The following is an 18,905-nucleotide window of genomic DNA, read 5'->3' as shown; positions in this document are numbered from 1 at the left end:
AAAGCAAAAACCTCATGCTGTTTGACCCCAAAAAAAGCCAACACGGGTCGATGTCGCCTCATAAGGGTGCGGTGGGGTTCGAGCGCAGGCACAACAAGAGCAAAACTGGAGGTTTGAATGAAGGTATTGAAATCCACCCTGGCCATCGTGACCGCAGCTACCGTACTGGGTGTCAGTGGTTTCGCCCAGGCTGGCGCCACTCTGGATGCCGTGCAGAAGAAAGGCTTTGTGCAGTGTGGCGTGAGCGACGGTCTGCCGGGCTTCTCGGTGCCGGACGCCAGCGGCAAGATCCTCGGGATCGACGCTGACGTGTGCCGTGCTGTTGCCGCTGCCGTATTCGGCGACGCAACCAAGGTCAAATTCAGCCAGTTGAATGCCAAGGAGCGTTTCACCGCGCTTCAGTCTGGCGAAGTCGACATCCTGTCGCGCAACACCACCATGACCAGCTCCCGCGATGCCGGCATGGGCCTGAAATTCCCGGGTTTCATCACCTACTACGACGGTGTTGGTTTCCTGGTGAACAACAAGCTGGGCGTTAAAAGCGCCAAGGAACTGGACGGTGCAACCATCTGCATCCAGGCCGGTACCACAACTGAGCTGAACGTTTCCGACTACTTCCGCGCCAACAACCTGAAGTACACCCCGATCACGTTCGACACCTCCGATGAAAGCGCCAAGTCGCTGGAATCCGGTCGTTGCGACGTACTGACCTCCGACAAGTCCCAGCTCTACGCACAGCGCAGCAAGCTGGCTTCGCCGAAAGACTACGTGGTACTGCCGGAAACCATTTCCAAAGAACCACTGGGCCCTGTCGTGCGTAACGGCGACGACGAGTGGCTGGCCATCGTGCGCTGGGTTGGCTACGCCATGCTCAACGCCGAAGAAGCCGGTATCACCTCCAAAAACGTCGAAGCTGAAGCCAAGTCCACCAAGAACCCGGACGTTGCCCGTCTGCTGGGTGCTGACGGCGAATACGGCAAAGACCTGAAAGTGAAGAAGGACTGGGTCGTACAGATCGTCAAGCAGGTCGGTAACTACGGCGAAGTGTTCGAGAAAAACCTCGGCAAGAGCACGCCTCTGGAAATCGATCGTGGCCTGAACGCTCTGTGGACCAACGGTGGCATTCAATACGCACCACCTGTGCGCTGATCGCTGATGGTTCTATCACCCGGTGGGCCAACCGCCGGGTGATGTTCTGTTCCATTATTTCTGGGGCACTTAATGCAAAATCAAATCGGCGCACCAAAACAGAAGCTCAGCTTCAGTGATCCAAAAGTGCGTGCGTGGCTATTCCAGATCATCACGATTGTGGCGGTGGTCTCGTTGGGCTGGTACCTGTTCAACAACACGCAAACCAACCTTCAACACCGGGGCATTACCTCGGGTTTCGACTTTCTTGAGCGCAGTGCCGGCTTCGGCATCGCTCAGCACCTGATCGACTACACCGAATCGGACAGCTATGCCCGGGTCTTTGTGATCGGTCTGCTCAACACCCTGCTGGTGACGGTGATCGGTGTGGTCCTGGCGACCATCCTCGGGTTCATCATCGGTGTGGCGCGCTTGTCGCCCAACTGGATGATCAACAAGCTGGCCACGGTGTATGTGGAAGTGTTCCGCAACATTCCGCCGCTGCTGCAAATCCTGTTCTGGTACTTCGCGGTATTCCTGACGATGCCGGGGCCGCGCAACAGCCACAACTTCGGCGACACGTTCTTTGTCAGCAGCCGTGGCCTGAACATGCCCGCCGCGTTGATGGCGGAGGGTTTCTGGCCGTTTGTGATCAGCGTCGTGGTGGCAATCATCGCCATTGTGCTGATGGCCCGTTGGGCAAATAAACGCTTTGAAGCCACCGGTGTTCCGTTCCACAAGTTCTGGGCCGGCCTGGCGCTGTTGGTGGTGATCCCTGCGCTGTGCGCTTTGGTGTTCGGCGCGCCGCTGCACTGGGAAATGCCCAAGCTGCAAGGCTTCAACTTCGTCGGCGGCTGGGTACTGATTCCCGAGTTGCTGGCGCTGACCCTGGCCCTGACCGTGTATACCGCGGCGTTTATCGCCGAGATCGTGCGTTCAGGCATCAAGTCCGTCAGCCACGGCCAGACCGAAGCGGCGCGTTCCCTCGGGCTGCGCAACGGTCCGACCCTGCGCAAGGTGATCATCCCGCAAGCCCTGCGCGTGATCATTCCGCCGCTGACCAGCCAATACCTGAACCTGGCGAAAAACTCGTCACTGGCCGCCGGTATCGGTTACCCGGAAATGGTTTCGCTGTTTGCCGGCACGGTGCTCAACCAGACCGGCCAGGCCATCGAGGTTATTGCCATCACCATGAGCGTGTACCTGGCGATCAGCATCAGCATTTCCCTGCTGATGAACTGGTACAACAAGCGCATTGCGCTGATCGAGCGGTGAGGAAACCTGCATGAGTACGCATACTTTCAAACCTGATATGCCGCCACCGAACAAAGTGTTCGGGCCGATGGCATGGATGCGCGCCAACCTGTTTTCCAGCTGGCTCAACACCCTGCTGACATTGCTGGCGTTCTACCTGATCTACCTGGTCGTGCCGCCGATCCTGCACTGGGCGATCCTCGATGCAAACTGGGTCGGTACCACCCGCGCCGACTGCACCAAGGAGGGCGCCTGCTGGGTGTTTATCCAACAGCGCTTCGGGCAGTTCATGTACGGCTACTACCCCGGCGACCTGCGCTGGCGCGTCGACCTGACCGTGTGGCTGGCCATCGTGGGTGTGGCGCCGTTGTTCATCTCGCGCTTCACGCGCAAGGCGGTCTACGGCCTGAGCTTTTTGGTGGTGTACCCGATCGTTGCCTACTTCCTGCTGCACGGCGGGATCTTCGGCATGACCAACGTGGCCACCAGCCAGTGGGGCGGCTTGATGCTGACCCTGGTGATCGCCACCGTCGGCATTGCCGGGGCCTTGCCGCTGGGCATTGTGCTGGCGTTGGGTCGGCGTTCGAACATGCCGGCGATTCGTGTGGTCTGCGTGACCTTCATCGAGTTCTGGCGCGGCGTACCGTTGATCACGGTGTTGTTCATGTCGTCGGTAATGTTGCCGCTGTTCCTGCCGGAAGGCATGGGCATCGACAAATTGCTGCGGGCCTTGATCGGCGTGATCCTGTTCCAGTCGGCCTATGTAGCCGAAGTGGTGCGCGGTGGCTTGCAGGCGATTCCCAAGGGCCAATACGAGGCTGCGGCCGCGATGGGCCTGGGTTACTGGCGCAGCATGGGCCTGGTGATTTTGCCCCAGGCACTGAAGATGGTGATCCCGGGCATCGTCAACACGTTTATCGCGTTGTTCAAGGACACTAGCCTGGTGATCATCATCGGCCTGTTCGACCTGCTCAACAGCGTCAAGCAAGCCGCCGCCGACCCGAAATGGTTGGGCATGGCCACTGAAGGCTACGTGTTCGCCGCCCTGGTGTTCTGGATTTTCTGTTTTGGTATGTCCCGCTATTCCATTCATTTGGAACACAAGCTGGACACAGGCCACAAGCGTTAGGAGTTTTGTGATGAGTGAAGCGATCAAACAGCCTGTGAGCCCTGAAGGCATTATTCAGATGCAGGGCGTCAACAAGTGGTACGGCCAGTTCCACGTGTTGAAAGACATCAACCTGAACGTCAAGCAGGGCGAGCGTATCGTGCTGTGCGGCCCGTCGGGTTCCGGCAAGTCCACCACCATCCGCTGCCTCAACCGCCTGGAAGAGCACCAGCAGGGCCGCATCGTGGTCGATGGCGTGGAACTGACCAACGACCTCAAGCAGATCGAAGCGATCCGCCGCGAAGTCGGCATGGTGTTCCAGCACTTCAACCTGTTCCCGCACCTGACCATCCTGCAGAACTGCACGCTCGCCCCGATGTGGGTACGCAAGATGCCCAAGCGCAAGGCTGAAGAAATTGCCATGCACTACCTTGAGCGCGTGCGTATTCCGGAGCAGGCCCACAAGTTTCCGGGGCAGTTGTCCGGCGGCCAGCAACAGCGCGTGGCGATTGCCCGTGCGCTGTGCATGAAGCCGAAAATCATGCTGTTCGATGAGCCGACCTCGGCGCTCGATCCGGAAATGGTGAAAGAGGTACTGGACACCATGATCGGCCTGGCGGAAGACGGCATGACCATGCTCTGCGTGACCCACGAAATGGGCTTTGCGCGCACCGTGGCCAACCGCGTGATCTTCATGGACAAGGGCGAGATCGTTGAACAGGCGGCGCCGAATGACTTCTTCGACAACCCGCAGAATGATCGGACCAAGTTGTTCTTGAGCCAGATTTTGCATTGATCCATGGGTAATGCTTGAAACAATAAACCCGGCCTGGTGCCGGGTTTATTTTTGCCATCAATCAAGTTGTCGTCAGGGTCTCGTGCTCTTTATGTACGGTATGCACGGAATTGCGAAGATCTGCGCCTTCACTCAGGATTTTTGCTTCGACCAGCAAGTGGGGGTGACGCTCAAGCAAACGCATCAGGACTACCAGGGATTTGGGGGGCAATACCTCACCGCGCTCGTAACGAGATAAGGCGTTGTGGCCGCCACCCGATAGCAGTTGTACCGTTTCTTTTTGTGAAAGGTGCAGTTTGCGGCGTATGCGCTTCATCTCGGTGCCGACCATCTGCCTGAAACTGTGAACGATTTCATCGCAGTGGTCTGAATAGCGTTCCGCGTCTTCGGGGTCCAGGATCACCTCTCCACATGCCTGGCACTCCCATCCAGACAGATCGTCTATACGGCGATGCAAACCTTTGACTTCCGATGTTTCGCTACGTCCTGAGAAGTGATGCATTCCGTCATGCCTGCCGCAGCTGAAGCATTGCTCTGTTTTCATGGGTTTTTCTCCTTGAAGGAGATCACCGGAGGTTTACCATCCGTGCGGTAGGTCACCTTGATGTAGATCTCCAGATCATGTGAGTGAATGTGATACACATCTTGCCAAACTCGATGGTCGTCATGAGTGGTCATCGACTTGTACAGCATCGTGTTTTTCAACTCGAAAATGACCGCCTGCATTTGTTCGATGCTTAAATCAAGATCCTCGCCGCAACGGCGTGCGCTTTGAGTAAGTGCTTGCTTTCCAAGCCGCCTGACATCCGCCTTTATCACCGCCAAATCGTAATGAGGTGTGTACTTTTCCATAAGACACCTGAGTCCAATAATTACCCTCTGAGGGTAATTTTACCAATCGAAAATACTGCTCCTTTGCCTGCCCAAGAACCCTAGTGCGTTGCCTTTGTAGGCAACTCCGAATAGGCTGTAGGAAAATTCATCCTATGATTGGATGAAAGGACGAAACCCATGACAGACATCGCCCCCCTGATCAAACGCTCCCTCGTCGATCAAGCCCTCGAACAGTTGCGCCAGCGCATCACTCAAGGCGTGTGGGCCATCGGCGAACGCCTGCCCACCGAGCCCGAGTTGTCTGCCGAGTTGGGGATCAGCCGCAACACTGTGCGTGAAGCCATGCGCGTATTGGCGTTCTCCGGATTGATCGAGATCCGCCAGGGTGACGGCAGCTACCTGCGCTCCATGACCGACCCTCTGGGCGCCATGAAAGCCTTGTCCCACTGCACCCTGGCTCAGGCGCAGGAGACGCGGCAGATTCTTGAAGTCGAGGCAGTCGGCTTGGCCGCGTTGCGCCGCACCGATGAAGACCTGGTCGCTTTGCGCGCGGCCCTCAACGCCAGCGGCGACCATTACCACGGTGATCTTGAGCACTACATCAGCTGCGACCTGGTGTTCCACAAACGCCTGGTGGACGCGGCCCACAACCCGGCCTTGAGCGAGCTGTATCAGTACTTCTCGAGCATCGTCGGCGCGCAACTGCGCCAGACCCTGAACATCCAGCCGCGTCGGCAAGCGGTATTCGACCTGCACGGCGCCTTGCTCGATGCCGTGGAACAACAGGACCCGGAACGTGCCAAGGCGCTTTCCCGGCAGTTGATCAATGAACCTTGAATCCGAGATCCCCATGCCCCGTTCAGAAAACGCCCTTGAAGAACTGCTGATCGACGCCGAAGCCGATGACGATGAGGTCCAGCACAGCCCGCCGGTGGTAAGCCGTCCGTGGTTGTTGCTGTTGGGCCTGATCCTGGTGGCGCTGAACCTGCGCCCGGCGTTGTCGAGCATGGCGCCGCTGCTCGCTGAGGTCTCCCACAGCCTGGGTCTCTCGGCGGCCAAGGCCGGGTTGCTGACGACGCTGCCCGTCTTGTGCCTGGGCCTGTTCGCGCCACTGGCTCCGATCCTGGCCCGACGTTTTGGCGCCGAGCGGGTGGTGCTGGGCATTCTGCTGACCCTGGCCGGCGGCATCATCCTGCGCAGTTCATTCGGTGAGGCCGGGCTGTTCGCCGGCAGCCTGCTGGCGGGCGCGAGTATCGGCATCATCGGGGTGCTGTTGCCCGGTATCGTCAAGCGCGATTTCGCCAAACAGGCCGGCACCATGACCGGCGTGTACACCATGGCCCTGTGCCTGGGTGCAGCGCTGGCGGCGGGATCCACGGTGCCCCTGAGTCATTACTTCGGCGACAGCTGGAACATCGGCCTGGGGTTCTGGATTCTCCCGGCGTTGGTCGCGGCGTTGTTCTGGTTGCCACAGGTCGGCCAGAAACACGGCGCGCACCAGGTGGCCTATCGCGTGAAGGGCTTGTTGCGTGATCCGCTGGCCTGGCAGGTGACCCTGTACATGGGCCTGCAATCCTCCCTGGCGTACATTGTGTTTGGCTGGCTGCCGTCGATCCTGATCGGCCGTGGCCTGAGCGCCACCCAGGCGGGCCTGGTGCTTTCCGGTTCGGTGATTGTGCAACTGGCCAGTTCCCTGGCTGCGCCCTGGCTGGCCACCCGCGGCAAGGACCAGCGCCTGGCCATCGTGGTGGTGATGGTGCTGACCCTGGGCGGCCTGTTCGGTTGCCTGTATGCACCGTTGGACGGCTTGTGGGGCTGGGCGATTCTGCTGGGCCTGGGCCAGGGTGGCACTTTCAGCCTGGCGCTGACCTTGATCGTGCTGCGTTCACGGGACTCCCATGTAGCCGCCAACCTGTCGAGCATGGCCCAGGGCATCGGCTACACCCTGGCGTCCATGGGGCCGTTCGCGGTCGGGCTGGTGCATGACTGGACCGGTGGCTGGAACGCCACCGGCTGGATTTTCGCGGTGATCGGCCTGGGCGCGATCATCGCGGGGTTGGGCGCCGGGCGTGCGCGGTATGTCGCTGTGACCAGCGAAAAGGTCTAGAGGTACAGCACTTCCATGGTGCTGGAACCATCAATATGCACGTCGCTGCTGAGGTCGAGATTGTTCTTGGCAGCGATCACCGTATCGACCCTGACCAGGCTGCTCAGCGTCTGAAAGGCCGTCGGCCCGCTGGTGCTGCCGACGGTGTCGGTAAAGCCGAGAAAGCTGCGCGAACCGATGTCGATCGGGTTGCTGTTGGCGGTGCGCCAGGCGATCCCGCCGCTGGTGGACTCGGTGCCGTAAACCTCAGGCAGGCTGTCGATCACCGTCTGTTTGGGGTCGAAGGTCAGGGAGTACAGCCCGATCTTGTTGCCGCTCGGGTCCAGTCCCAGCCCGTAGTAGATTTCGCTGTTGACGTTGGCGGTGCCGTCGCGGTTGTCGCTCATGCGCAGGGCGTAGCGAGTCGCTGCCTCGCAGTTGATGGTCACGCTCAGGTAGCGCACCGGCAGGCGTTTGCCGCGATCAATGTTCAACTCCTGTTGGGAAATCTTGCCGTAGTCGATCAGCCCGTTGCCCGACAGCGCCGGTGTACAGGCACTGGGAGTGAGCAAGCCGGTGACGCCGAGTTCGACACTGGAGGCTGCCGTGGCACCGCTGCTGAGGGTCAGCAGGGCAAGTGTTGCGAGAGAAAGCTGGCGTAGGTGCATGACCATACTCCTTGATCAGAGGTAGATGATTTCAATCGTGCCCGAACCGTCGAGCAGTACTTCCGTACGCAGGTCCAGGCTGTTCATGGGGGACAGGACGGCGCGCACGCTGATCTGCCCACTCAGGTTCTGGATCGCGGTCGGGCCGGCATTGCTGCCGGGTAGAGCGGTAAAGCCGAGCAAACTGCTGCTGCCGATGGGAATGGGGTAGGCGCTGGAACTGCTCCAGGCCACGCCACCGGTGGTGGAGTCGGTGCGATATACCTGGGGCAGGGCATCGGCGCGCAGGTCGAAAGGGTCGAAGTAGAGAAAGTAGCGGCCGATCTTATTGCGGCTGTCATCGACGCCCAGGCCGTAGGCGGTTTCATCGGTGCCGCCGGTGGCCGAGCCTCTACGGTTGTCGTGCATGCGCAAGGCAAAGTGAGTCGGACCGTCGCAGCCGATACTCAGCAGCAGGCTGCGGGAAGCCAGGCCGGTTTCCTTCTCGGCGTTCAGGCTCTTGGCCCACATACGGCCAAAGTCGATGATGCCGCCGTTGGACAGCGTGGTTTCGCAGGCCGCCGGGGCGAAACCGGCTTGCAGCGACAGCTCCCGGGCGCGGCCGGTGGCGACGGCGTCGATCAACCCGGTGGCTTCCCAGGTTACCGCGTCACGCACTTGTGTGGCGTCGGCCTGTGCCCAGGCATTGACCTGCAGTTGTGCCGAGAAGCTGCTGCCGGTGGTCGGCGCGCCGTCGCGCAACGGTACGATGGCCTGGTCGGGCCGCCAGTCGAGTGTCCTGCCCCTGGCACTGGGCGCCTGGCCTTGCCCGCTGGTCAACCCCAGTTCAACAGCCTGGCCGTCGAGTACCGCATCGCTGATGTGCACGCGGTAACTGCCACGCTCGGTAAAGCGGTAGCGCTCGGCGGTCGCGGCCAGGGCCCGGTAGAACACGTGCATATCGGTGGGCGTCGGGCAGTTCAGGTTGAGGCTCAGGCGGCGTTCTCCCAGCAGGATTTCTGCGCCGGGGTTGCGCTGCACGGCGCGGTTCATCACGCCGAAATCCAGGCGCGACTGGCTTAGGGTCAGTTGGCATTCGTCGGCGTGCGCCCGGCCCTGGACGATGGCGCCCAGGGCCAATCCCAGCAGTAACAATCGCTTCATCACAGTCTTCCTCATGGCATTACACAGCGGGCCGGGGCGGTTTCGAAATACACCTGCGGGTCGGCTTTTTCCGCGAGTTCAACCTGCAGTTCACAGCGGCTCATGCCCGGTGCCTTGACCCACAGGGGGCGTGGGTCCAGCACGTTCGGCAGGAACACCTGGCTGCCTTCCTGCACCAGGGTCACGAACTCGCCATCGGCGGTACTCACCGTGGCGCCACGGGGCAGCGGCGTGCCGTGGTCGGTGGTCACTGTGAGCAAGGCACGACGGGTCAGGGCCACGCCGAATTCCACGCGATCCACCGCGCCGCGCCCGGCGCTGATGACGGCCAGGCCGTTGCTGATATCGGCATTGCGCGGCAGCGACTGGGTTTGCACTTCCACGGGGCTGCGCCCGTAGGCGGACACCTGCGGTACCACGGCCTGGCCCTGGAAGTCAGTCCATACCGGGCCGCTGGGCGTGGTGAGCTTGACCCCGGCCATATCGCCGACAGACACCAGCGCAAAGGTGTCGCGCACCGGATAAGGCGAGAAGGTCACGCCACCGCTGTGGGCCACCACCGCACCGCGCACACCGCCCTGGTAGCTGGAGCGCTCGGCGTCAGAGCGGCTGTAGTTCATGTCCAGTTGTGCATAGCGCGGCAGATAGGACACGCCGAGGGTGGATTCCACTTGTTGGTCGCGGCTGTCGTGCTCGGCACTGACCCGGTAACTGAGTTGATCGTTGACCTGCTCGTTCACCCCCAGGCCGATGCGATGCTCGCCACCGGAGTTGCGCATCCAGGAGCGCCCACGCCGGTTCTCACCCAGTGGCACGCTCAGGTTCAGGTACACCGCGTTCTCGTTATTCTGCCGGCCGCTGACCTGCCACTCGGCACTGGCCGACAGCGACACGCCGCGCAGGCTGGTGCCCCATGAGGCCAGGGCACGGCTGCTGTTTTCGCCGTTGAACGTGGTGGTGCGCGACAGGCCGGCATTGAAGGCACCCAGCCATGGATGGGCCCAGCCCAGGGCCAGGCTCTGCTGGTCGCGATAGCGGGTGAGGCGACCTTCGTCGTCCCGTGAGTCGTAGTAGGCGGCGTCTTCCAGCTCCCGGTAGCCCATGGTGCGGTGGGAGGCGCCGGCGGTGATCGACCATTGCCGGCCCAGGCGCTGGGACAGGCTCAGGTCGGTCTGTACGCCGCGTTCACCCAGGCGTTGGGCATCGGCAATCTGGGTCGACAGTTGTACCTGGCCGTCTGGCCACGGCAACAGGCCGAGGCTGGCACCCGTGGCACGGTAGTCTTCGGCGGCAAGTGCGCCGGCCCCCAGGCTCAGGCGCGGGTTCAACGCACCGCTCCAGCCGCCGCTGATCACCCATGGATCGTCGCCGCGCGTATCGCCGATATTGCGCACCCGGCCCGCTCCCAGCGAGTAACCCGGCGCTGGCAGGCCGATGCCGAGCATCGCCGCCGGCACGGTGAAGCGCCGCTCTTCGCCACTGCTTTCCTTGACCGTCACTTCAACGTCGGAGCGTGTGTTCAGGCGCCGTACGTCGGTGAGGGAGAACGGCCCGGCCGGCACCACGGTGGAGTGAATCAGCGCGCCGTTCTGGCGTACCTCGACCTGGGCCGGGCTGTTGGCGATGCCGCTGATGGTCGAGCCCTGTTCCTGGTCCTGCAGGGCCTGTTCGGTAAACAGCTGCATGCCGGTGATCTGCGCGGATGACAGCACCGGGTTGTAGAGGTTGATCTGCCCGGCCTGCAACACCGCCTGCTGCTCGGCGAAGGTGCGCTGGGCATAGGCTTCCAGGTGGGTACTGCGGGACCGGGAGTCTTGCCAGGTCTGTACTTGGCGGCTGCGCACGATCCAGTCGCCCGCGTTGAAGCCCAGCTCGGTATTGGCCGAGCCGAAGCGGCTGGCGTCGTCGCCATAGCGGTTGTACAAACCGGTGAGGTCGTAGTTGAGCAAGCCGGCGAACCCTCCGGTTTCATAACCGGACAGCTCCCGTTGGCGCGGGCGCAGGGCATCGGTGGGCACCATCAGGCTCACGCTGAGGCTGGCGGGGTCCTGTTCCACCACGGTTTGCGGGTATTCGCCAAGGAAGTCATGGCAGGTGCTGTCGCCCAGCGGCGCCGGTGTCACCAGGTCGGCGGCGTCCAGCAGCGGGCGGTCAAAGCACAGCGCGCCCTGGCTGTCGAACTGCACATCGAGGCGGCCACGGCGCTGGCCGTTCACCGTCAGGCTGACGGCATGGCGGCCGCTGCTGTAGCGCGGTGCGTCGAGCAGCAGGTAGGCCAGTTCCGGGTCGATACCGCGCTGGTGCAGGGTTTGCGCGTCGAAGGCATCGGCCCAGGCATCGGCCGACAGCAACGCCATGGTCAGTGGCAGCGCGGCCCGCATCCGGGCGGGGCGTAAAGGACAGTCGGGCACGGCTTCGCCAGCCGGGTCAGTGGTTACTGTGTTCACGTAAAGGCACTCAGGTTATGGAAGCCTGCAACGGTTGGCGGGCTTCCCGGTGACAGTCACAGGGCTGTCACTTCGTTATTCAGCGTTTGCGGCGGTTATCGGTGCTTCATAGGCGGCGACGGCAAAGCCGTACACGGTGGCCGGTTGCAGGCGTACGGCCGTGGCGGTGTGGGGCGTGCTGAGCCGCAGGGTTTCGCCGGGCAACACATAAGTGCGCGGCAGCACCAGGCTCTGCTTGCCGGGCAGCAGTTGCAGCTCCTGGGCCAGGCGCACCACGTAAGGCGTGGGGTTGGCGACGTTCAGGTGACCGGCGTTCAACGACCAGGTCAGCCCGGTCCAGGGTGTGCGGTTCGGCGTCAGGCCCTTGGGATGAATGATCACCGGCAGGTTCTGGCGCACGGTCACGCCCACCCGCGCATGGCCAGCCTGGGCGGCGTCACGGTCCTTGGGCATGCCTTCGAAGATCACCCGCTTCAGGCGTTGGGTTTTCAGGGGCGTGGGGTTGCGCAGGATAAAGCGCACCAGCTGGCTTTTGTCGGCCTCGACCCGGGACAGGGGCGGGGTGACGAACAGCAGCGATTCGGTGTCTTCCGGAATGTCTTCCAGGGTGACGTGCAGCAGGGCCAGTTTGCCGTCGGTGTTGGTCACCGACACCGAAGCTTCGCCGTCGGCCTCGTTGACGATCACCACCGAGGTGTCGGGCACCATGCCGTCGGCAAACGCCTGGGTGCTCAGCAGCCAGCCCAGGGCCAGCAAGGTTGGATAGGTCTTCATGACGCAGTTCCTAAAATGATCACAGGGCTTAGAGGTAACGCAAATCCAGGACCAGTGAGCCATCGAGGGGAACGTCTTGCCTGAGGGTCAGACGGTTCGCCGGGTGGATGGTGGTCTGTGCGCGGATCCGGGTAGTCAGGGTGACGATGGGTTCCGGAAACGGTCGGCCGGGACGGGCAAAGCCCATCAGGGTCTTGGGGTGGATGGCTGGTTGGGGGAACCAGAGGCCGGCTCCGGGGTTTGACACCAGTGACTGCATGGCCTGACCGTCCCCCAGCGCGGCTTCGAACGCCAGGCCGACGGTGCCCAGGTGTTCCGTGGGGGCGTTGGGGTTTTTCCCCAGGCCGTAGGCGGTGTCCGGTGCGGCAGACGAATCTTCGCGGCTGTCCATGCCGATGAGGGCAAACAACAAGGGGCCGCTGCAGTGGATCTCCACGTCCAGCCATTGGCTGGGCAACGGGGTGGGCGCCTCCTGATTGAGGGTATGTGCAGGGATGCTGCCGTGGTCGATGACGCCGCTGCCGGAGAGCGCGATGGTGCAGGAACTGGGGGTGACCAGGCCCGAGAGGGTCATTTCGGTGGCGGTGCTGGCAAACACGCTAGAGCCGGTGTTGAGCAATAACAGCGCCGCGTACAGGCGTAGGGTTCTGTTCATCATTCGGTCTTCAATGTGTTCGGTGCAAGTAAGGCGCCTCGCCGCGAACGGCGAGGCCGCGGGTTTACAGGTACTTCACTTCGAACGTGGCGGAGCCGTCGATGGGGTGTTCATCGCTCAGGTCCAGGCTGTCGGCCCGGGCGATATGACCGTAGACGAGCAAGTCGGTGGTTACTTGCTCGATCGCAATGGGCAGCCAGGTGCCGCTTGATCGGTCACCGAAGCCGGCCAGTGAGGTGGGCAGCAGCGCGGTATCGTCCAGGTCATGCCAAGTGGTGCCGTTATCCGATGACTCCAGGACGTTGGTGTTAACGCTATCGGCGACCGCGTTTTGCAGGGTCAGGTAATAACCGCCCAGCTTCTGCGTGCCGTTGATCAGGCCCAGGCCATACCCGTTTAACGTGCTGCTGGAGCCTGCGCGGTTGTCTGTGCCCTTGATCGCAAACAGGGTGCTGCCCTCGCAGGTGATGGTCAGTTGCAGTGTGGCTGTTGGCAACTGCGTCAGGGTCGTCAGGTTCAGGTCCTTGGCGGAAATCTTGCCGTAGTCGATCACGCCGGTACCGGACAGGCTGGGCGTGCAGGCGTTGGGGGTAATCACCCCTTTGACGGTCAGGTCGACGGTTGACGCCGCCAGGGCAGAGGCGCTGGTGCTGATCAGCAGCGCGGTGGCCAGGGCATTGAGCGTAGGTTTCATGGGGCACACCTTTCCTTTCGAGTGGGGCCGGTTGAATAAAGGGTTACAGGTACTTCAGTTGTACGGTGGCATGGCCGTCCAGCGGCACTTCGTCGAGCACGGTCAGGCGGTCGGTGCCGTCGACCATGGTGTACACCCGCAGGTCGGCGTTGAAGCGCATCACGGCGATCGGCGTCACGCTGTTACCGGCCGCGGCGATGGCCGTAATCAAGCTATGGCCGAGGAACACCGACGGGCTCCAGGTGGCCCCGCCATCGGACGAGGTAATGGTTTTGGCGGCGAGGCCATCGGCCACTGCGTTGTAAAGGCCGAAGCCGGCGCTGCCGAGCTTTTCTTCGTTGGCCGTCGTGCCCAGGCCGTGCCAGTTCTGGTTGATCGCCGCAGTACCTGAACGGTTATCGATGGTGCTCAGCGCAATGAACATCGGCGCGTCACACAGGATTTCCAGCTGCATGGTTTGCCAAGGCAGTGAAGTGGGGCGATCCGCACTGAGTTCCTTGGCTGCCATCTTTCCGTAATCCACGACACCTCCGCTGGAGAGCATGGGTTCACAGGCATTGGGCGTGATGGTGCCCGTGACGGCGAAGTCGGTACTGCTGGCGGCCAGCACGGAGGGGGCCAGCAGCAAAGTGGCGAGAAAGACAGCGGATGAGGAATTCATGGGCGAGCGGCACCTTTGGTTGCAGAGTCGATGACGTAAGGGTTTAGAGGTACATCACTTCGATGGTGGCCGAGCCGTCGATATTGACTTCGTTGCTCAGGTCCAGGCTGTCGGCGCGGTTGATGTAGCCGCTGTAGGCCACGGGAGTGACCAGTTGTTGGGTGGCACGCGGGGTGCTGGGGTCCGCCAGAGTGGCGACCGAGAGATAGGTGCCGGTTTCAAAGCTGTTCCAACGCTCCCAAGTGACGCCATTGTCGAAGGACCCGATGGCTTGCACGGTCTCGCCGTCAGCCTGGGGTGGGTTAGCGAAGGTACCGAGGGTCAAGCGATAGGAGCCCAGCTTTTGCGTGCCGTTGATAAAACCCAGCCCAAAAGCGGTGCCGGTTCCAGAGCCCATGCGGTTATCGGTGGTCTTGAGGGCGAAGATGACCGGCGCATCGCAGGTCACGGTCATTTGCAAATTGAAATGTGGCAACGGTGTGATCTGGGTGGCATTCAAGTCCTTGGCCGACATTTTGCCGTGGTCGATGACGCCGCCGTCGGACAGGCTTGGAGTGCAGGCGTTCGGGGTGATGATGCCCTTGACCGTCAGGTCCACGGTGCTGGCGGCGAAGGCGGGGGCGGTGCCAGTGATCAGCAGGGCGCTGGCGACGGCGATCAGGTGCTTGTTCATGGTCTGTTGTCTCGGTGTTGGGTCAACTGACGGGTGCGCGTCACCGCAGCGCAGAAAGAGGCGCGGTTGGGCGTCGGGTCAGTTCGGATAGTTGGCCGCCAGGTGAGTTGGCGGATTGCCCTCTTGGGGTGGGGCGCAATTTAGCGCCGGGGGAGAGGTGGGGAAATACAAGAATTACGACAATCCGCTATCCCTCTAGCTCGCCTGCGTCAAGTCGGAATAGGTGGGCGGAGCTGTAGGAAAAACTGTCTTTTCGTAGTTCTTGTATCGCAAGAGTGGTATTCATGTGGATAGCTTGATTCGGTAATGGGTGCCAGGCGGATGGGTTAAGGATCACCGTCAAGCGCACCCTCACTAGACGATATGCCAGGGCCGTCTGATGGCCCTGGCAGGTCGGCGCCGATATCGAGGTGGCCATGATGCCAAGCGTGTTTGCTGACGACGCCCCCAGGCAGCAAACGGTGCCATGGCGCAGTCCTCCTGTTCACTGGAAGCACCTGAGCGTGCTGATCGTCGAGGACCATCAGGCCTATCGCGCCTTGATGGGCTGGTTCCTGCAAAAATTCGAAGTCGATCACGAACTGGTGTGCAACGGGCAGGCCGCGTTGACCGCCATCGCCCTGCGGCATTTCGACCTGGTGATCAGCGATTGCCGCATGCCGGTGCTGGATGGCTATAGCATGGCTCGTGAGATCAGGCGGCGAGAGGCCGTACACAGCCGCCCGCGTGTGCCGATCATTGCCTTGACCGCCAAACTCTCTGCGGACGATGCGCGCCGCTGCCTTGAGGCCGGCATGGATGCCTGGCTGCTCAAGCCGCTGACCCTGGAACAATTGCGCGGGGTGCTGGAGCAGTGGCTGCCACAGCCGCCGGGCGCCAGTACGAACCCGCCTGCCACAGCCTGCGCCGGGGCGCACTGGCCGACTCGTGCCGAACTGATCAGGACATTTGGTGATGAACAGGTGGTGAACCAGATGTTGCGCACCCTGGTGCGCGAGGCCGAGGCTGATTACGCAGGCCTGGTACAGGCTTGCCGTATCGTCGACCCGCATGCATTGGTCGACTGCCTGCATCGCCTGGCGGGAAGCCTGGCGTTTTTTGGCGAGACGGAGCTGGATCGCTGTGCGGGGGAGTTGATCGAACAGGTGCGCAAGCACGGGATCCGGTGCAACAGGCGGGCATTGCAGCGGTTCGACCAGGACCTGCTGGTGTATCTGCGCTATTTGACAGATTTATGACATTTTCAGCGATTCTGTAGGGGGTATTACCTCTGTCTGTGGGCTTAGTTTGTAGGTGGTTTCCTTTTTTGTTGTAGGTAAAAAATCACCCGCTTAAGAACACGGGACGCCATTGAAAACCGCTCCCAGGTGGGCGGTTGTTGCCCGGGACGGACAGGGTTATTTTGCGCAAATCAATTTGCCATCACTCATGGATTTCTATGCTTCGCGTAATTATTGCTGACGATCATCCCATTGTTCGGATCGGGCAGAAGGTGGTGATCGAGGCCAACGGCAAGTGCAAGGTGGTCGGTGAGGCCAACGGCCCGGATGAGTTGCTGCGGGTACTGGGCAGCACCCCTTGCGATGTGCTGGTGACGGACTTCGCCATGCCGGGCGGGCAGCAGGCTGACGGCTATGTGTTGTTGGGCTTGTTGCAACGCCAATACCCCGGGGTGCCGGTGATCCTGGTGACGATGTTCGCCAATATCGCCACCCTGCGTGCCTCGTTTGCCGAGGGCGCCCGAGGCATTGTCGCCAAGAGTGCATCGGCCAAGGAGTTGCCCACGGCGATCAAGGAAGTCTGCGAGGGCAAGACCTTCGTCAGCGAGTCCCTGCGAACCCAGTTGGTGCAGGCGGGCACGGGCGATCAATCACAACCGCCGCAACTGTCGGGCAAGGAACGCGAAGTGGTGCGCATGCTGGCCAGCGGCATGACCGTCAGCCAGATTGCCGCGCGGGTCAACCGCAGCATCTCCACCATCAGCAAACAGAAAAGTACCGCGATGAACCGGCTGTGTATCTCCACCGATGTGGATTTGTTCCACTATGCTCGCAGCAGCGGAATGGTGCCCTGAAGGGACGGGATGAGGTATTCCTGGCGTTGATGCCAGTAGTGTTCCCCGGCCTTGGGGATTATCGTACCGGCCATCCCAACTTCTTTTGCGGAACCTGCCCATGAGCGACGCCCATAACGCCTTGATCACCGAGTTCTACAGTGCATTCCAGCGCCTGGATGCCGAAGCCATGAGCGCCTGCTACAGCGACGACGTGGTGTTCAGCGACCCGGCATTCGGTGAACTGCGTGGCCGTGATGCCGGCGACATGTGGCGCATGCTGACCACCCGGGCCAAGGACTTTTCCCTGACCTTCGACAGTGTGCGCAGCGATGAAATCACCGGCAGCGCCCACTGGGTGGCGACCTACCTGTTCAGTGCGACGGGCAACACCGTAGTCAACGATATCCGGGCGCGCTTTGTGTTTCGTGACGGCAAGATCTGCGAGCACCACGACCACTTCGACCTGTGGCGCTGGTCGCGGCAGGCGTTGGGCACCAAAGGCCTGTTGCTGGGCTGGACGCCGCTGGTGAAAAACGCCGTGCGGGCCCAGGCGCTGAAAGGGTTGAAGGCGTTCCAGGCCAGTCGTTGATAAGATTGGCGTTCCTTTGGTTTGCCGAATTGATCCGTGACGACTCCTTCTGAAGCCAAACCGTGGTTTGTCTACCTGGTGCGCGCCGCCAATGGCTCGCTCTATTGCGGTATCAGCAATGACCCGGTGCGCCGCTTTGCCATGCACCAGAGTGGCAAGGGCGCACGGTTTTTCCTCTCAAGCCCCGCCGTGGCGCTGGTGTACACCGAGGCATGCATCAGCAAGGCCGAGGCGCTGCGCCAGGAACGGCTGATCAAGAAACTCAAGAAAAGCGCCAAGGAGTGCCTGGCGGCGATCGGCCCATCAGTTTGACTGATAGGTTCCCATGCGCGCCTTTGCCGGGTTTGCAGGCTAAGCTGGACGCTCACTCATTGAGCGGAGCCTGGCATGACTGAGTTGATCCTGCACCACTACCCGCAATCCCCGTTTGCCGAAAAAGCCCGCCTGTTGCTGGGCTTCAAGGGCTTGTCCTGGCGTTCGGTGCACATCTCGCCGGTGATGCCCAAGCCTGACTTGACGGCCCTCACCGGTGGTTATCGCAAGACCCCGGTGTTGCAGGTGGGCGCCGATATCTACTGCGACACCGCACTGATCGCCCGCCGCCTGGAGCAGGAAAAGTCCGTGCCGGCGCTGTTTCCCCAAGGCCTGGAACTGGTCAGCCAAAGCTTCGCCGCCTGGGCTGATTCGACGGTGTTCTCCCATGCCGTGAGCCTGGTGTTCCAGCCGGAATCCCTGGCGGTCAAGTTCGCCAAAGTGCCGCCGGAAATGCTCCAGGTGCTGGTGGCCGACCGCAGCAAATTGTTCAGTGGCGGCACGGCCACCCGTGTGCAACTGGATCAGGCCAAGCATCAATGGCCGGTGATCATCGGTCGTATCAATCAGCAGTTGCAGCACCAGCAGGGCGACTTCCTGTTCGGCGAGCCGTCGATTGCCGACTTCGCCCTGGCGCACCCGTTGTGGTTCCTCATGGGATCGTCGGTCACCTCGCCGCTGGTGGAAACCTATCCTGCGGTGGCCGCCTGGCTCGCCCGGGTGTTGGGTTTCGGGCATGGCACGTCGAGCCAGATGAGTGCCGAGCAAGCCCTGGAAGTCGCGCGCAATGCCACGCCGGCCAACCTGCCGGAAGAAATCTTCGAAGACCCGAACGGCTTCAAGCCCGGCCAGCAAGTGACCATCAGCGCCACCGACTACGGCACCGATCCGGTGACCGGGGAGTTGCTGTTTGCCGGCCGCGAAAAGCTGATTCTGCGGCGCACCGATGAGCGCGCCGGCACCGTGCATGTGCACGTTCCGCGCTTCGGATTTCGGATCCAACCGGCGTGACTGAAATTATTTTCAA

The 18,905-nt window shown here is 61.7% G+C and carries 21 protein-coding genes; 11 read left to right on the top strand and 10 right to left on the bottom strand.

Going from position 1 to position 18,905, the window contains the following annotated elements; genetic code table 11:
* The first annotated feature begins 117 nt into the window (after nt 1-117).
* From HX839_RS01630 to HX839_RS01615, 4 genes are all read left to right on the top strand, one after another.
* Entirely contained in the window at nt 118-1,149 is a 1,032-nt protein-coding gene (locus HX839_RS01630; RefSeq protein WP_003216321.1) for an amino acid ABC transporter substrate-binding protein, read from the top strand.
* Nucleotides 1,150-1,221: 72 nt separating this feature from the next.
* Nucleotides 1,222-2,403, top strand: a complete 1,182-nt coding sequence (locus HX839_RS01625) for an amino acid ABC transporter permease (protein WP_003216323.1) — start codon at nt 1,222-1,224, stop codon at nt 2,401-2,403.
* 10 nt (nt 2,404-2,413) lie between these two features.
* Entirely contained in the window at nt 2,414-3,511 is a 1,098-nt protein-coding gene (locus tag HX839_RS01620) for an amino acid ABC transporter permease (RefSeq protein ID WP_003216325.1), read from the top strand.
* Between the two features lie 10 nt (nt 3,512-3,521).
* A complete protein-coding gene (locus tag HX839_RS01615) occupies nt 3,522-4,286 on the top strand; it encodes an amino acid ABC transporter ATP-binding protein (RefSeq protein WP_003171943.1) in 765 nt (254 codons plus the stop codon).
* Between the two features lie 61 nt (nt 4,287-4,347).
* On the opposite strand, the gene HX839_RS01610 is transcribed toward HX839_RS01615, so the two are convergent.
* Together HX839_RS01610 and HX839_RS01605 are read right to left on the bottom strand one after the other, a co-directional pair.
* Nucleotides 4,348-4,830 carry a type II toxin-antitoxin system MqsA family antitoxin gene (locus tag HX839_RS01610; RefSeq protein ID WP_003216327.1) on the bottom strand — a complete coding sequence of 161 codons (483 nt, stop codon included), beginning with the start codon at nt 4,828-4,830 and terminating at the stop codon, nt 4,348-4,350.
* On the bottom strand, nt 4,827-5,138 hold the full coding sequence (locus HX839_RS01605) for a type II toxin-antitoxin system MqsR family toxin (protein ID WP_177066652.1): 312 nt from the start codon (nt 5,136-5,138) through the stop codon (nt 4,827-4,829). Before HX839_RS01605 ends, HX839_RS01610 begins: the two co-directional genes overlap by 4 nt.
* A 159-nt stretch (nt 5,139-5,297) precedes the next feature.
* On the opposite strand from HX839_RS01605, the gene HX839_RS01600 reads away from it, so the two are divergent.
* Together HX839_RS01600 and HX839_RS01595 are read left to right on the top strand one after the other, a co-directional pair.
* Nucleotides 5,298-5,957, top strand: a complete 660-nt coding sequence (locus HX839_RS01600) for a FadR/GntR family transcriptional regulator (protein WP_003216331.1) — start codon at nt 5,298-5,300, stop codon at nt 5,955-5,957.
* Complete coding sequence (locus tag HX839_RS01595) at nt 5,947-7,227, top strand: CynX/NimT family MFS transporter (protein ID WP_177066651.1); 1,281 nt, start codon at nt 5,947-5,949, stop codon at nt 7,225-7,227. The genes HX839_RS01600 and HX839_RS01595 overlap by 11 nt, the downstream gene beginning before the upstream one ends.
* On the opposite strand, the gene HX839_RS01590 is transcribed toward HX839_RS01595, so the two are convergent.
* The 8 genes from HX839_RS01590 to HX839_RS01555 form a co-directional block, all read right to left on the bottom strand.
* Complete coding sequence (locus tag HX839_RS01590; protein WP_177066650.1) at nt 7,224-7,874, bottom strand: DUF1120 domain-containing protein; 651 nt, start codon at nt 7,872-7,874, stop codon at nt 7,224-7,226. The two genes, HX839_RS01595 and HX839_RS01590, sit on opposite strands and share 4 nt — an antisense overlap.
* A gap of 15 nt (nt 7,875-7,889) precedes the next feature.
* Complete coding sequence (locus tag HX839_RS01585; protein ID WP_177066649.1) at nt 7,890-9,017, bottom strand: DUF1120 domain-containing protein; 1,128 nt, start codon at nt 9,015-9,017, stop codon at nt 7,890-7,892.
* An 11-nt stretch (nt 9,018-9,028) separates the two neighbouring features.
* Nucleotides 9,029-11,398: a fimbria/pilus outer membrane usher protein gene (locus HX839_RS01580; RefSeq protein ID WP_177066658.1), complete on the bottom strand. Its 2,370-nt coding sequence runs from the start codon at nt 11,396-11,398 to the stop codon at nt 9,029-9,031.
* A 141-nt stretch (nt 11,399-11,539) separates the two neighbouring features.
* Complete coding sequence (locus HX839_RS01575; RefSeq protein WP_177066648.1) at nt 11,540-12,238, bottom strand: fimbria/pilus chaperone family protein; 699 nt, start codon at nt 12,236-12,238, stop codon at nt 11,540-11,542.
* 28 nt (nt 12,239-12,266) lie between these two features.
* Nucleotides 12,267-12,893, bottom strand: coding sequence for a DUF1120 domain-containing protein (locus HX839_RS01570; protein ID WP_256344663.1), 627 nt, complete (start codon nt 12,891-12,893; stop codon nt 12,267-12,269).
* Between the two features lie 64 nt (nt 12,894-12,957).
* Entirely contained in the window at nt 12,958-13,587 is a 630-nt protein-coding gene (locus tag HX839_RS01565; protein WP_003216345.1) for a DUF1120 domain-containing protein, read from the bottom strand.
* Between the two features lie 43 nt (nt 13,588-13,630).
* The gene (locus HX839_RS01560) at nt 13,631-14,248 is read right to left on the bottom strand and encodes a DUF1120 domain-containing protein (protein WP_003216346.1); all 618 of its coding nucleotides are present in this window, start codon (nt 14,246-14,248) and stop codon (nt 13,631-13,633) included.
* Between the two features lie 43 nt (nt 14,249-14,291).
* Complete coding sequence (locus HX839_RS01555; RefSeq protein WP_003216348.1) at nt 14,292-14,921, bottom strand: DUF1120 domain-containing protein; 630 nt, start codon at nt 14,919-14,921, stop codon at nt 14,292-14,294.
* A 503-nt stretch (nt 14,922-15,424) separates the two neighbouring features.
* Here HX839_RS01555 and HX839_RS01550 point away from each other — a divergent pair.
* From HX839_RS01550 to HX839_RS01530, 5 genes are all read left to right on the top strand, one after another.
* A complete protein-coding gene (locus HX839_RS01550; RefSeq protein WP_003216349.1) occupies nt 15,425-16,159 on the top strand; it encodes a response regulator in 735 nt (244 codons plus the stop codon).
* A 200-nt stretch (nt 16,160-16,359) separates the two neighbouring features.
* Nucleotides 16,360-16,995, top strand: coding sequence for a response regulator transcription factor (locus HX839_RS01545; protein ID WP_003216351.1), 636 nt, complete (start codon nt 16,360-16,362; stop codon nt 16,993-16,995).
* A gap of 100 nt (nt 16,996-17,095) precedes the next feature.
* Nucleotides 17,096-17,566, top strand: coding sequence for a nuclear transport factor 2 family protein (locus tag HX839_RS01540; protein WP_008435632.1), 471 nt, complete (start codon nt 17,096-17,098; stop codon nt 17,564-17,566).
* A 36-nt stretch (nt 17,567-17,602) separates the two neighbouring features.
* Complete coding sequence (locus HX839_RS01535) at nt 17,603-17,878, top strand: GIY-YIG nuclease family protein (protein ID WP_003216354.1); 276 nt, start codon at nt 17,603-17,605, stop codon at nt 17,876-17,878.
* Nucleotides 17,879-17,953: 75 nt separating this feature from the next.
* The gene (locus tag HX839_RS01530) at nt 17,954-18,889 is read left to right on the top strand and encodes a glutathione S-transferase family protein (protein WP_177066647.1); all 936 of its coding nucleotides are present in this window, start codon (nt 17,954-17,956) and stop codon (nt 18,887-18,889) included.
* Nucleotides 18,890-18,905 lie beyond the last annotated feature (16 nt).

This window comes from Pseudomonas sp. I8001, assembly GCF_013385345.1.
In the GTDB taxonomy this organism is placed as follows: domain Bacteria; phylum Pseudomonadota; class Gammaproteobacteria; order Pseudomonadales; family Pseudomonadaceae; genus Aquipseudomonas.
This window is presented reverse-complemented; position numbering and strand designations above follow the sequence as displayed.